The following is a 12,434-nucleotide window of genomic DNA, read 5'->3' as shown; positions in this document are numbered from 1 at the left end:
AAGATACATTTGGTTACATGAAAAAATCTGACCAAATGGCCTTGGTATAACTCATGATTTCAAGCTAATTTCTGACTTTCCAAACAGTCACTAAGTCAAACCGCTTCATCACGAACCGGTTCCGGCACCGGCGGCCCCTTGCCGACCTGGAACGTGTTGAGGAACATCCGCGTCACCGTCCGCGCGATCATCGCGATATGGGCGGGGTCGGCGTCCACCGGCAGTTGCAGACGTTTGCGCCAGGTAATCCGCGTCTGGCACAGGGCATAGAACAGTTCCGCCGCCAGCTCCGGATCGGGTACGTCCAGAATACCCTCGCTGGTCCGTGCGCGCAGCCAGTCAGCCAGAATTCCCACTGCCTTGCACGGGCCCACCTGCCAGAACGTTTCGGCCAGGTGTGGAAACGTCGCGGCTTCCGAAATCACGATGCGGTTCAGCATCAGCGACAGCGGCGAAGTGGTCAGCCGGATCATCGCGGTGGCGATGCCCTCCAGCGTGGCCTCGGGGCTCTGCGCCTCCCCGATCGTCTCGAACAGCTTAGGCAGCTTCTCGCACGCACATTCCTCGATAAAGGCCGCGAACAGACTCGCCTTGCTGTCATAGTAGTTATAGAGCGTCCCTTTGGAGACCCCGGCATCCCGCGCGATCTGCGACATGCTGGCCCCCTCGTATCCGTGCTCGGCAAAGATGCGGGCCGCGCCATCCATGATCTGCCGCCGCTTCGCGCTGGAAATCCCCGGCAGAACCGGCACGTTGGGCGACTGAACGGCTGACATGGTGCGTACTGAACCTCCGGCGACCATTGCTTTCCGGTCCGGACGGATTGACCAGACGGGGAAAGCCGATAGGGTATCGGCAATGACCGAACCGGTCGGTCATTATTCTTGATGATGTCATATTGCCTCCCGTCATGTCGATAGGACCGCTGGCGGGACCGGGGGAAGCAGGGGACCGTCTGGTGCATAAGGGATATTCTTGGCGGGCCGCCATCATCGGTTTGTCTGCGCTGGCCGGCGGTTGCGCGGTCGGGCCCGATTTCCACAAGCCCGCGACCTGGACGCCTCCGCACTGGGCCGGGCCGGGTGCCACGCCGCCGACCGGCCCCGCAACCGGCCCGGTCACCAGCGATATTTCCGACGCGGCGCCCGACCCCGCATGGTGGGATGTGTTCCACGATGCCGAACTGTCGGCGCTGGAGCGCCGCGTGGCGTCGCAGAACCTGTCGGTCGCCATCTCCACCGCCCGACTGGCGCAGAGCCGCGCTCAGCTCCGCATTGCCGGTGCCGAACGCTATCCGGGCCTCAGCGCCGCCGGGTCGTATACCCGCGCGCAATACAGCACCAAGATGCTGCAACGCATCGTCAGTGACGTGGGCAAGACCCCGCAGGTCCAGCAGGCCCTCGGCGGACAGTTGGGCGGCGCCAGCCTGGCCGACGAGTCGGGCCACCTCTCGATCCCCCTCTTCGACCAGTGGAAGGACAGTATCGACGCCACATGGGAGGTCGATCTGTGGGGCCGCGTCCGCCGGCAGTACGAAGCCGCCGGAGCCGACATGCAGGCTTCAGACGAGGAACGACGCGGCGTGCTGACCGCCCGCATGGCCGAACTCGCCCGCGACTACATGGCCCTGCGCGAGGCACAGACCCAGTTGCACATCCTGCTGGATAATCGCGACACCGCAGCCCGCACGCTGGAACTCAGCCGCCAGCGCAACCAGGCCGGACTGGTCAGCGAACTGGACGTGGAAAGCGCGCAATCCCAGCTTGATGCCACAACGGCGCGTATCCCGCAGACCGAGCAGCAGATCGCCTTGCAGGTCAACGCGCTCAGCCTGCTGCTGGGCGAACCGCCGGCCGCCCTGGCCGGCGAACTGCTCAAGGCCGAAGCCATCCCGCCGGTGCCCCCCGCGCGTCCCGGCCGGCGTGCCCTCCGAACTGGCCCGCCGCCGCCCCGACATCCGCCAGGCCGAGGCCCAACTCCACGCCGCCACAGCGCAGGTCGGCGAGGCGGTCGCCGAATTCTACCCCCGCGTGACCATCGACGCCGGCTTCGGCTTCCAGTCCCTGTCGTTCCGCGACCTGGGGTTCTGGAACGCGCGGGCCTGGAATGTTGGCCCCTCGATCACCCTGCCGATCTTCCAGGGCGGCCGGCTGCGCGGGCAGCTCGAACTGCGCAAATCGGCCCAGCAGGAAGCCGCGATTTCCTACCGCCAGACGGTTCTGGGCGCGTGGCACGAGGTCGATAACGCCCTGACCGCCTATCGCGACGAACAGATGCGCCGCGACAGCCTGGCGCGCGAAGTCGCGGCCGATCAGCGCGGACTGGACTTGGCCCGCGACCAATATCGTCACGGCATGGTGACATTCCTGACGGTGCTGGATGCCGAGCGCCGCATCCTCGGTGCACAGACCGACCTGGCCAGCAGCACGGCCACCCTGTCGACCGACCTTGTGCAACTTTATTCCGCTCTGGGCGGCGGATGGGAGACCACGTTCCCAGACGCGACGCCCTCGGCCACGGCCCCGCGCGCGGTCGCCCAGGCCGCGCCCCACGGGCCGGCGTAAGGGGAACTCCGATTCGAAACCCGCTTTTCCAGACGAATCCGGGCGGCTTCAGGCTTGGCGGATGGCGGAGGCCAGCGTATAAGCCGCCCGTTTCGCGGCGGGTCCCTGTCGGGCGATAATCTCGTCCCGGGGCGAAATTCAAGGACGCGCACCATGATCACACTGCCCCCCGATTACCAGCCCTCGGAATCCGAGGAGTTCATGAATCCGCTTCAGGTGGAATATTTCCGCCAGAAGCTCCTGAAATGGCGCGCCGACCTCCTGAAGGAGGCGGACGAGACCCTGGCCAGCCTCTCGGAAGGCGGGATTCACGAAGCCGACATCACCGATCGCGCCAGCGTCGAGACCGACCGCGCGCTGGAACTGCGCACCCGCGACCGGGCCCGCAAGCTGATTTCCAAGATCAATCAGGCGCTGCTGCGAATCGAGAACGGATCGTACGGCTATTGCGAGGAAACTGGCGAGCCGATCGGCCTGAAGCGCCTGGAAGCCCGCCCGATCGCCACCCTGTCGATCGAGGCGCAGGAGCGCCACGAGCGCATGGAAAAGATCCACCGCGACGACTGACCGCGCTTCGGCGAGAGGCATGACCGGCGACAAACCCACCCGGTCATGTTTTCTCGCCAAGGGGGCTTGCAACGCTCCCCCGGAGGCGGTAGGAACCGCCCACCCCGTTGCTGCTGTAGCTCAGTGGTAGAGCACTCCCTTGGTAAGGGAGAGGTCGACAGTTCAATCCTGTCCAGCAGCACCATGATTTCCCTATATTTTATCCGATAGCCATCCGGCTCTGTTCTGGCCCGCGTGGTCCAGAAAGCACGGGCTGCGTATCCGCAATGCGCTTGAGCCAGCCTGGACCAGGATCGCCCTCAGGCGCCCTGTTATCATGCATATGCGCCGTCCTTCCCTGCATATGTCGGACGACGATATGCCGGACAGCGCACACGGCTTCATACGATAGAAACGGCGATTACCACGCTCGCCTGCTGGCCGCACAACGCTCCTGCAACCGTCTCATGGCATCCGGTGGCATGGGTGCAGTCATCATCGAGCGATATTCCATGCATGCAGGCGTTTCCTCATGCTCATGCCGAGGTTGATGACCGCAGCCTGCGAGCGCCACGACAGCCACGCACAACGCAATCCAGCGCTTCATCCCCATCTTCCTTCCCCGGCCATCCCCAAATAGCGCATTCGCGCCAGGCGTGATCGTCGTCGACCACGGCGACATGCCCAACCGACATCCCGGTAGGCCACGGCAGATCCACGGCCAAGGATTGCACATGGCTCCAACGTGAGGGAAAACCCATCCATGGACATATTGACGATGGCCCGCGCCATGGGCGCGGCACGGGCAGAATTGAGCCGTCAGGCTGCCGAGGGGGCTGCCGCTCCGACCGTCGGCTTCGAAGGCTGGCCGACGGACGTGACGATCGACGGCCACGTGGACATGGAAGCCTTGGTAAAAGCCGTGCTGGCCGCGGTCACGACCGGCGCGTAAAGCCGGGGGCAGCACCCGACACAAGGCTCACAGGCCGTCATATTCCGCCGATGGCCTCACACCACCGAGGCCCCGGCCTGCCGCGCCGACAGCCGGCCATGCAGCAGCACCAGCACCGTCAGCCACGCCGCATCCAGCAGGAACGGCACATACAACCGCCCGGCCCAGACGATATCCAGCCCGATCGCCAGCAGGAAAGCGATGGCCAGCCAATTGCTGACCGGCGCCCCCGGCAGCGCCGCCACCACCCTGCGCGCGCCATCCGCACTACGCCGATAGGCCAGATGCGCCACCATGATCGACGCCCAGACGAAAATCAGCAGAAACGCCACCCCCTGGATCGCGTAACCGAACAGCCGATCGGGCAGGAAATAATTCAGCACTACGCCAGCCAGCACAGTCGCGAACGAAGCCGCAAACGCCATCGCAGGCACCCCCGACGCCGAGCGCTCGCGTAGCCGCGCCGAGGCCATGCCACTTTCGGACAGCGACGCCAGCGTCCGACTGGTGGCATACAGCCCGGCATTGCAGGACGACAGCGCCGCCAGCGCCATGACGCCATTGATCGCCTCACCTGCCATCGGCAGCCCCATATGCTGGAAGGCCAGCACGAACGGGCTGTGCGTGGCATCCGCCTCGCCCCACGGCACGATCGCCATGATCACGGCCAGGCTGCCTACATAGAAAACGATGATGCGCCCGACGATGCCGTTGATCACGCGCGGCAGCACACGCACGGCGTCATCGGTCTCCGCCGCCGTCAGCGCGATGATCTCGGTGCCGCCGAAGGCGAACAGCGCCATCGGCAGGATGGCGGCAAACCCCGCCATGCCATGCGGCAGCATCACCCCCGCATCCCACAGATGACCGAAGGAGGCATGTGCGCCCCCCGGCCCGACATGCCCCAGGATCGTAACCAGTCCGCAGCCGATCAGCGCCAGGATGGCCCAGATCTTGATGATGGCCAGCCAGAATTCCATTTCGCCGAAGGTGGCCACCGCGCGCGAGCCCACGGCCAGCAGCACCCCTCCCAGCACGGCGGCGACCGCCCATTGCGGCACGTCCGGCATCCAATGCCGCACGAAGATGCCTGCGGCGGTAATTTCGGAAATGCACACCAGCGTCCAGATCAGCCAGTAGCTCCAGCCGACCAGGAATTCCATCCGCGCGCCCAGATACCGCCCCACGAAGGCGTTCAGCGTCCGCCCCTCGCGGTCGGACAGCGCCAGTTCCGCCGCCGCCCGACCGATCAGGAACACGACGATCCCACACAGCACATAGGCCAGCAGCACCGACGTTCCCGCCTGCTGGATCGCCCCGCCGGAGCCGAGGAACAATCCGGCCCCGACCGACCCGCCCAATGCCATGAACAGAATATGGCGCTGCTTCAGACCCAAGAACCGTCCCCCCGAAACGAACAGGGGCGGCGCCATGCCGCGCCGCCCGGACCGTCACCATAGACACGGCCCCAGCCGGCGCAAAGCCGGATCGCGGAAGGAACGACCTGTCGGCCGGCCCGATTACTTGGTCGTGTATCCACCATTGATCAGGATGGTCTGGCCGGTGATCCACCAGCCGTCAGAAACCAGGAAACGGATGAACGGCGCCACGTCCTCGATCTCGGTCAGGCCCGTGGGGCTGAAAGCCGAGAGCGCCGCCGCCTGCTTGTGATAGGCCACGGCCTCCGGCGCCTCCTGCCCATAGAAGAACGGCGTATCCATCGGCCCCGGCCCGACCGCGTTGACCGAAATCCCCCGCGCGCCGAATTCCTTCGAGGCGGCGCGGGTATAATGCTCCACCGGCGCCTTGGCCCCGGCATAGGTCGAATAGAACGGCGTGTAGGCCCCCAGCAGCGACGTCACCAGCGTTACCAGCTTGCCGTTGTCCTTCAGATACAGCCCCGCTTCCTTGATGAAGAAGTAGGCCGCCTTGGAATTGATCGCCGCCATCGCGTCGAATTCAGCCTCGGTGGTCTCGACGATTGGCTTCTTCAACACCTTGCCCACGGTATTGATCGCGATATCCGGCCGGCCGATCGCACCCACCGTATCGGCGAACAGCCCGGCACAGGCCCCGGCCGTGGTCAGGTCGGCCTGAAAGGCCACCGCCTCGGCACCCGCCGCGCGAATATCGGCCAGCGTCCGCTCGGCGTCCGGCCGCGAGGAATCGCTGTTGTAATGGATCGCAATCGCCTTCGCGCCGGCCGCCGCCAGGTCGCGCGCGATCAGTCCACCCAGATTCTTCGCCCCGCCGGCAATCAGGACCGTCTTCCCACTGATGCTGTGATCGGCCATCTCGATGGCTCCTTCCCGTCCCTCCCCCGCCGGATGCGGGAGATCATGCAGGCCACGATATCATTCCAAAAACGCGGATAAATTTGCGTTTTCGAACAACACATGTCGTAGAATCCGAACAAACACCCCATGCCGCGAGGGTTTCGAGGGAAGCGATGGACCGCATCGACCTGTTCCGCATCTTTGCCCGCGTGGTGGAAAGCGCCAGTTTCACCCACGCCGCCGCCACTCTGGACCTGCCGCGCTCGACGGTCTCGACCGCGATCCAGGACCTGGAGGCCCGGCTGGGCACCCGCCTGCTGGCCCGCACCACCCGCCGCGTCGCCCCCACGCCCGACGGCGCGACCTTCTACGAACAATGCGTCCGCCTGGTGGCGGACATCGAGGAAGCGGAAAGCCAGTTCCGCCGCGATCCCGCCGGGCCGCGCGGCGCGCTGCGGGTGGACATGCCCGGCCGCATCGGTCGGCTGGTCGTCGCCCCCGCCCTGCCCGACTTCCTCGCCCGTTACCCCGACATCACCATCGAACTGGGCGTGACCGACCGCGCCGTGAACCTGATCGAAGACGGCACCGACTGCGCGCTCCGCGTCGGCCCGATCCATGATTCCGCCCTGATCGCCCGCCGCATGGGCGAATTCCGCCTGCTCAACCTCGCCAGCCCGGCCTATCTGGCCCGGCACGGCATGCCCCGCCACCCGGACGACCTGCCGGCCCACCAGGCCGTGCGCTACGCCTCGCCCGCCAGCGGGCGGGTCGAGCCCTGGGAATGGCTCCAGGACGGCACGCTACGTACCCTCACCCTGCCCGGCCGCGTCACCGTCAACGGCGCCGAAGCCCTGATCGCCTGCTGCCTCGCCGGGCTGGGCATGATCCAGGTGCCGGCTTTCGACGTGCAGGACCATCTGCGCTCCGGCGCGCTGGTCGACCTGCTACCGGACTGGCGGGCCGAGCCCATGCCGCTCACGCTGCTGCATCCCCATCGCCGCCACGCCGCGCGCCGGGTGCGGGTGTTCGCCGACTGGCTGTCCGGCCTGATGGCGCCGCTTTTACGCAGTTGAGCGCATTTTTCTGTTTTTTTGAAAAAAAGAGCCGGAAAAACCTTCTAAAAGGTTAATGATGGAATCCTGACAGCCCACTCGGAGCCCAATGAGACAAAAGTCTTTTTGCTTCTTTTTCTCCTCGAAAAGAACAACCCTGCTCCCCCTCCTCGCCCTGAACGGATGCGCGCTGCACGGCGCCCCCTCCTTCCCCATCGTCGGCGCCTATTTCCCGGCCTGGATGCTGTGCGCGCTGACAGGCGTGGCGGTGGCCGTCGGACTGCGCGTGGTCTTCCTGCTGACCGGCATCGACGCCCTGCTCAGTTTCCGGCTGTTCACCTACGTCGCCCTGGGCACCCTGGCTGCCCTCGCCCTGTGGGCGCTGGCGTTCGGGCCATGAGCATGGGGCGGGTACGCATGGGCGGCAAAAGCCGCATCGGCATCCTCATCGCCGTGGTCTGCATCGGTGCCGCCACGCTCGCTGGCCTGTATGTCGCCTATCAGGACGATTCCTATCCATCCACCGACAGCGCCGCCATCGACGCCGAACTGGTGCATGTCGCCTCCGTCGTCGGCGGCCGATTGATCGACCTGCCGGTGCACGAGAACCAGCATGTCCATAAAGGCGAACTGCTCTACCGCCTCGACCCCGAACCCTACGCGCTGACCGTGCGCCAGGCCGAAGCCAACCTGGCGCTGGCCACGGCGGAACTGGAAAACCAGCGCCGCCTGCTGGCCGTCCGCACCGCCCAGGCCGCCACCGCCCGCGATCAGGTGACGCGCGCCCAGACCAACCGCGACCTGACCGACCGGACAGTCGCGCGCCTGGCGCCATTGGCAAGCCACGCCTACGTCCCACTACAGCAATACGACCAGGCCAAAGTGGCGCGGAACGATGCCGAAATCTCGCTGTCCCAGGCCCGCCAGCAATCGGCGGCGGCCGACGTCGCGATCGGCGACCTCGCCAGCGCCACGGCCACCCAGGCCGCCAGCCAGGCCGCACTGGACCGCGCCCGCTACGAACTGCGCCAGACGACGGTCACCGCCCCGGCCGACGGCTACGTCACCAGCCTGCGGGTCAAGGCCGGCGAAGTCCTGGCCCCCTCGCAGGTGCTGTTCACCCTGATTGCCGACGATGCCTGGTACGCAGTGGCCAACCTGCGCGAACTCACCCTGCCCATGGTGCACCCCGGCGATTGCGCCACCGTCTATTCGATGATCGACCGCCGCACCCCGATCCAGGGGCGGGTGGAAAGCATCGGCTGGGGCGTGCTGTCGGCGGATTCCGCCGGCCTGGCACGGTCGCTGCCGCTGGTACCGCGTCAGATGGACTGGGTGCATGTCGCCCAGCGCTTTCCGGTGCGGGTCCGCCTGCAAGGCGCCGCCCCCACTCTGCTGCGCATGGGTGCCACGGCCACGGTCGAAATCCGCCATGGCGCCGCCTGTCCCTGACATGACCGACGCCCCCCTGACCCCGGCGCGCCTCTGGCGCCTGGTGCACGCCCCCACACCGGGCCGACTGGGCTACGCCCTGCGCATGGCGGCCGGCTGCACGGCAACGGTGCTGGTCGGCGAAATCTGGCAGGTGCCGGATCTCGCGGTGCCGGCGCTGGTCACGATGGCGCTGTGGCAGAAAGACCGTGTCACCAACGCGGTCGCCGGCATCGCGGTCAATGTGCTGATCCTGATCCTGCTGCTGCTGATCTACGGGCTGATCATGCTGACGCTGGATCACCCGATGGCGCTGGTCGCCACCATCACCCTGCTGTCGTTCGGCTTCTTCTTCCTCGGCTCGGCCAGCAAGCTGAAGCCGGTGGCCTACATGCTGGGGCTGATCGTGGTCTACGGGCTGGTGGCCATCGACCAGGTGCCGGTCGGCGAGGTCGTCACCCGCTCCCTGCTCTATACCGACCTGTTCCTGGCGGTGCCCGGCGCGGTGATGGTGGTGCTGGGCCTGCTGATCTGCCCCTCGCCGCGCCGGGTCCTGACCGACGACATCGCCGCCCGCCTGCGCGTCAGCGCGGCCCTGCTGCGCGGCACCGACGCCGAAGCCCGCGCCCATGCCACCGGCCTGCTGCGCGAAGGCGCCACGGGCATGACGAAATCCCTGCGCATGGCCGGCCTGGAACGCCTCTGGCGCCCGGCCGACCTCGCCTGCCTGCATCAGGCCGCGGACTCCGCCGTCGCCTTGCTGGCCCTGGCGGAGTCCGAAGCCACACGCGCCCCCGACGCCCCGCCCCCACAGGCCCTGATCGACACGCTGGAGCACATGGCCGCCATCTTTGCCGAGGGCGACTACCCCACCGCCATCGCCGCACCCGCCACGCCCCCCGACCGGCCGGCCTGTGCCGCCATGGCCGCTCTGCTGGCCGTCTTCACCACGCCCGACCCGACGCCGAAACAGCCGGACACACCAGCAGAAAAGAAAAACGGCTTCTTCTCCCCCGATGCCTTCACCAACCCTGCCCATGTCCGCTTCGCGGTGAAAGGCACCGCCGCCGTCATGAGCAGCTACCTGCTGTTCCGAATGATCGACTGGCCGGGCATCCACACCTGCATCATCACCTGCTTCATCGTCGCCCAACCGACGATGGGCGAGATGATCGCCAAGCTGACACTCCGCATCAGCGGCGCCCTGATCGGCGGCGCCATCGGCATCGCCGCCATCGTCTTCGTCCAGCCGCATCTTCAGGACATCACCGGTTTCCTGATCCTGGTCTTCGCGGTCTCGCTGCTGGCCGCCTGGGTCAAGACGGGCGACGAGCGGATCGCCTATGCCGGCTTCCAGATCGGCCTGGCCTTCTACCTGACCGACCTCAAGGGTTACGGCCCGACCAGCGACATGGCCACCGCCCGCGACCGGATCGTCGGCATCATGCTGGGCAACGCCATCACCTACGCCATGTTCACCAGCTTCTGGCCCACCAGCGCCTATGACGGCATCGCCCGGCGGCTGCACGCGGTCGTGGCCCTGCTGCACCGCCAACACACGGCCACGACACGGCAGGAACAGGCCGCCTGCGTGGCGGCCCTGCAATCCGCCGTCTCGCAGGGCGAACGGCAGGTGGAATACGCCCTGGCCGAACCGATCCACATGCGCGCGGAAATGGACCGGATCACATCGTTTCAGACCGGCTTCGCCGACGCCGCCCGCCTCGGCGCCGACATGCTGACCGACACCCGTACCGAAGCCGCCACACGCATCGCCGCCATAGAAGTCCGCGCCTCATGAACCGCTACCGCCAGACCGCCGCCACCACCGCGACCCTGCTGCTGCTCGCCGGCTGCGCTACCTCCGAACTGGCCACCGCCCCGCCGCGCCCCGACCGCCCCTGGACGCCCGATGTCACGACGGAAGGCGCGATCATCCTCCCCGGTCACGGAAAGCGCGGCCTGACGCTGCCGCCCGGCTACAGCCTCCCCGCCGACCCGGAGGCCGTAACACGCGGCGCATCGGCCGCCCTGCCGGCACGAACGGCCCAGCCCTACACGCTGGCCGACCTGATCGACATCGCGCAATCCGCCAATCCCCAGACCCGCCGCGCCTGGAACACGGCGCGCGACGCGGCCCTGGCGGTCGGCATCGCCCGCAGCACCTACCTGCCGCACCTGACGGCCACGGTGGTCGGCGGCTGGTCCCACAGCCACGGCCAGACCTCCGATGCGTCGCTGGACACCAACGGCTACGGCACCCTGCCCCTTGGCAACGGTCCCGGCACCCGCAATTCCGGTGCGGGCGAGGTCCAGACGCTGGGCCTGGAATGGCTGCTGTTCGATTTCGGCCGGCGCGAGGCCACCATCGCCGCCGCGCGACAGGCCCAGATCGCCACCAATGTCCTGTTCACGGCGGCGCATCAGAAGGTGATCTACGCCGTCACCACCGCCTTCTACACCCACGCCGCCGCCGCCGCCCGCGTCAGGCTGCTGCACACCGCCCTGGACAACGCCCAGCATGTCCAGCAGGCCGCCGAGGCCCGCCTGCACCAGGGCCAGGGCACGATCCTCGACGTGACACAGGCCCGGCAGGCCACCGCCCAGGTCGCCCTCCGCCTGGTCCAGGCCGAAGGAGAGGACGAAAACACCTATCTCGCCCTGATGACGGCGACAGGCGTCTCCGCCGACACGAGGATCGGTCTGGAAGACGTCTCCGGCCGCCCCCTGAACCAGGATGACGCCCGCCTGAGCGAGGACATGGTCAGGCGCGCGGTAGCGCGGCGCCCCGACGTACTCGCCGCCTACGCGGCGGCGCGGGCGGCGCACAGCCGCGTCAGCGCGGCACGCGATGCGTTCCTGCCCAGCATCTTCATGACCGGCAACGTCTCCTACGCCACCGGACGGATGAACCTCACGTCGGTGCCTGGAATCGGCAGCGATTCCGCTCCCACACTCAATCTTTCCGCCAACCGCTTCAGCAGCCTGGTCCTCGGCGGCATCAGCGTGCCGATCTTCGACGGCGGCCTGCGCGCTGCGGTCGTCAAGCAGGCTCAGGACCAGTCGGACAGCGCCGAAGCCACCCTGCGCCAGACGGTCAACGACTCCATCCAGCAGATCGTGGCGGCGGAAAACGCCGTCCGCACCGGCCTGCACGCCTACGCCGCCGCCACCAGCCTGCGCACTGCCTCGCAGACCAGCTTCGACGCCGCCCTGACCGCCTATCGCAGCGGTACCGGCTCGATCACCCAGGCCCAACTGGCACAGAACGGCCTGCTGGATGCCGAGATCAGCCGGTCGGACGCCTATTACGCCACCCTAATCGCCGCCGCCGGCCTCGCCTTCGGCACCGGCGCACTGGGCGGCACCTGATGCAGGCATCGTGCAGGCCGGGCTGCTCTTTTCAAAACAAGTCAATTTTTACATAAGATTTTTTAAAGCCGATTTATGGCACTCAGTGCCATTTTTCACGCGGATGTGACCTCCACCCCGATTGCCGGACGCCCCCCTGTCTATATAACGCGGTATACAACAACCGGACCAGCCCGGTCCTGTTTGATGTCCGGCTCCCTTTCCGGCCACCTGTCGGATAGGGCCGTCGCAGTCCAAG

At 67.0% G+C, this 12,434-nt stretch carries 10 protein-coding genes, 1 tRNA gene and 1 pseudogene; 9 read left to right on the top strand and 3 right to left on the bottom strand.

The window, feature by feature from the left end; genetic code table 11:
• Positions 1 to 95 precede the first annotated feature (95 nt).
• The gene (locus C7453_RS15510; protein ID WP_114728648.1) at positions 96 to 776 is read right to left on the bottom strand and encodes a TetR/AcrR family transcriptional regulator; all 681 of its coding nucleotides are present in this window, start codon (positions 774 to 776) and stop codon (positions 96 to 98) included.
• A 134-nt stretch (positions 777 to 910) separates the two neighbouring features.
• On the opposite strand from C7453_RS15510, the pseudogene C7453_RS19825 reads away from it, so the two are divergent.
• From C7453_RS19825 to C7453_RS15485, 4 genes and pseudogenes are all read left to right on the top strand, one after another.
• A pseudogene (locus C7453_RS19825) lies at positions 911 to 2,564 on the top strand (efflux transporter outer membrane subunit).
• A gap of 153 nt (positions 2,565 to 2,717) precedes the next feature.
• Positions 2,718 to 3,131, top strand: coding sequence for an RNA polymerase-binding protein DksA (gene dksA, locus C7453_RS15500; RefSeq protein WP_114728646.1), 414 nt, complete (start codon positions 2,718 to 2,720; stop codon positions 3,129 to 3,131).
• A 109-nt stretch (positions 3,132 to 3,240) separates the two neighbouring features.
• Positions 3,241 to 3,315, top strand: a tRNA-Thr gene (locus tag C7453_RS15495).
• 558 nt (positions 3,316 to 3,873) lie between these two features.
• Complete coding sequence (locus tag C7453_RS15485) at positions 3,874 to 4,062, top strand: hypothetical protein (RefSeq protein ID WP_114728642.1); 189 nt, start codon at positions 3,874 to 3,876, stop codon at positions 4,060 to 4,062.
• 56 nt (positions 4,063 to 4,118) lie between these two features.
• Here the strand turns inward: C7453_RS15485 and C7453_RS15480 are convergent, their stop codons facing one another.
• Positions 4,119 to 5,495 (bottom strand): amino acid permease, encoded by a 1,377-nt coding sequence (locus tag C7453_RS15480; RefSeq protein WP_114728640.1) that lies wholly within the window; start codon positions 5,493 to 5,495, stop codon positions 4,119 to 4,121.
• Between the two features lie 87 nt (positions 5,496 to 5,582).
• Complete coding sequence (locus C7453_RS15475; protein WP_114728638.1) at positions 5,583 to 6,356, bottom strand: SDR family oxidoreductase; 774 nt, start codon at positions 6,354 to 6,356, stop codon at positions 5,583 to 5,585.
• 155 nt (positions 6,357 to 6,511) lie between these two features.
• Between C7453_RS15475 and C7453_RS15470 the strand changes: the two genes are divergently transcribed.
• From C7453_RS15470 to C7453_RS15450, 5 genes are all read left to right on the top strand, one after another.
• Positions 6,512 to 7,414, top strand: coding sequence for a LysR family transcriptional regulator (locus C7453_RS15470; protein ID WP_114728636.1), 903 nt, complete (start codon positions 6,512 to 6,514; stop codon positions 7,412 to 7,414).
• A gap of 88 nt (positions 7,415 to 7,502) precedes the next feature.
• The gene (locus C7453_RS15465) at positions 7,503 to 7,793 is read left to right on the top strand and encodes a YtcA family lipoprotein (protein ID WP_114728634.1); all 291 of its coding nucleotides are present in this window, start codon (positions 7,503 to 7,505) and stop codon (positions 7,791 to 7,793) included.
• A gap of 2 nt (positions 7,794 to 7,795) precedes the next feature.
• Positions 7,796 to 8,845 carry a multidrug transporter subunit MdtN gene (mdtN, locus tag C7453_RS15460; protein WP_114728632.1) on the top strand — a complete coding sequence of 350 codons (1,050 nt, stop codon included), beginning with the start codon at positions 7,796 to 7,798 and terminating at the stop codon, positions 8,843 to 8,845.
• A complete protein-coding gene (locus tag C7453_RS15455) occupies positions 8,826 to 10,625 on the top strand; it encodes an FUSC family protein (protein ID WP_114728630.1) in 1,800 nt (599 codons plus the stop codon). Before mdtN ends, C7453_RS15455 begins: the two co-directional genes overlap by 20 nt.
• The gene (locus tag C7453_RS15450; RefSeq protein ID WP_114728628.1) at positions 10,622 to 12,196 is read left to right on the top strand and encodes a TolC family protein; all 1,575 of its coding nucleotides are present in this window, start codon (positions 10,622 to 10,624) and stop codon (positions 12,194 to 12,196) included. Before C7453_RS15455 ends, C7453_RS15450 begins: the two co-directional genes overlap by 4 nt.
• Positions 12,197 to 12,434: the final 238 nt, after the last annotated feature.

Origin of the sequence: Gluconacetobacter liquefaciens, from assembly GCF_003350405.1 — a bacterium.
Classification (GTDB): Bacteria; Pseudomonadota; Alphaproteobacteria; order Acetobacterales; family Acetobacteraceae; genus Gluconacetobacter; species Gluconacetobacter liquefaciens.
The sequence above is the reverse complement of the archived record's forward strand: the minus strand, read 5'-3'. Positions and strand labels throughout refer to the sequence as shown.

What these genes read in the sequence shown, in the direction of transcription:
- C7453_RS15450 (WP_114728628.1), top strand. Translation starts at nt 10,622, where the DNA reads ATGAACCGCTACCGCCAGACCGCCGCCACCACCGCGACCCTGCTGCTG.
- C7453_RS15465 (WP_114728634.1), top strand. Translation starts at nt 7,503, where the DNA reads ATGAGACAAAAGTCTTTTTGCTTCTTTTTCTCCTCGAAAAGAACAACC.
- C7453_RS15455 (WP_114728630.1), top strand. Translation starts at nt 8,826, where the DNA reads ATGGCGCCGCCTGTCCCTGACATGACCGACGCCCCCCTGACCCCGGCG.
- dksA (WP_114728646.1), top strand. Translation starts at nt 2,718, where the DNA reads ATGATCACACTGCCCCCCGATTACCAGCCCTCGGAATCCGAGGAGTTC.
- C7453_RS15510 (WP_114728648.1), bottom strand. Translation starts at nt 776, where the DNA reads ATGTCAGCCGTTCAGTCGCCCAACGTGCCGGTTCTGCCGGGGATTTCC.
- C7453_RS15480 (WP_114728640.1), bottom strand. Translation starts at nt 5,495, where the DNA reads ATGGCGCCGCCCCTGTTCGTTTCGGGGGGACGGTTCTTGGGTCTGAAG.
- C7453_RS15485 (WP_114728642.1), top strand. Translation starts at nt 3,874, where the DNA reads ATGGACATATTGACGATGGCCCGCGCCATGGGCGCGGCACGGGCAGAA.
- C7453_RS15470 (WP_114728636.1), top strand. Translation starts at nt 6,512, where the DNA reads ATGGACCGCATCGACCTGTTCCGCATCTTTGCCCGCGTGGTGGAAAGC.
- C7453_RS15475 (WP_114728638.1), bottom strand. Translation starts at nt 6,356, where the DNA reads ATGGCCGATCACAGCATCAGTGGGAAGACGGTCCTGATTGCCGGCGGG.
- mdtN (WP_114728632.1), top strand. Translation starts at nt 7,796, where the DNA reads ATGGGGCGGGTACGCATGGGCGGCAAAAGCCGCATCGGCATCCTCATC.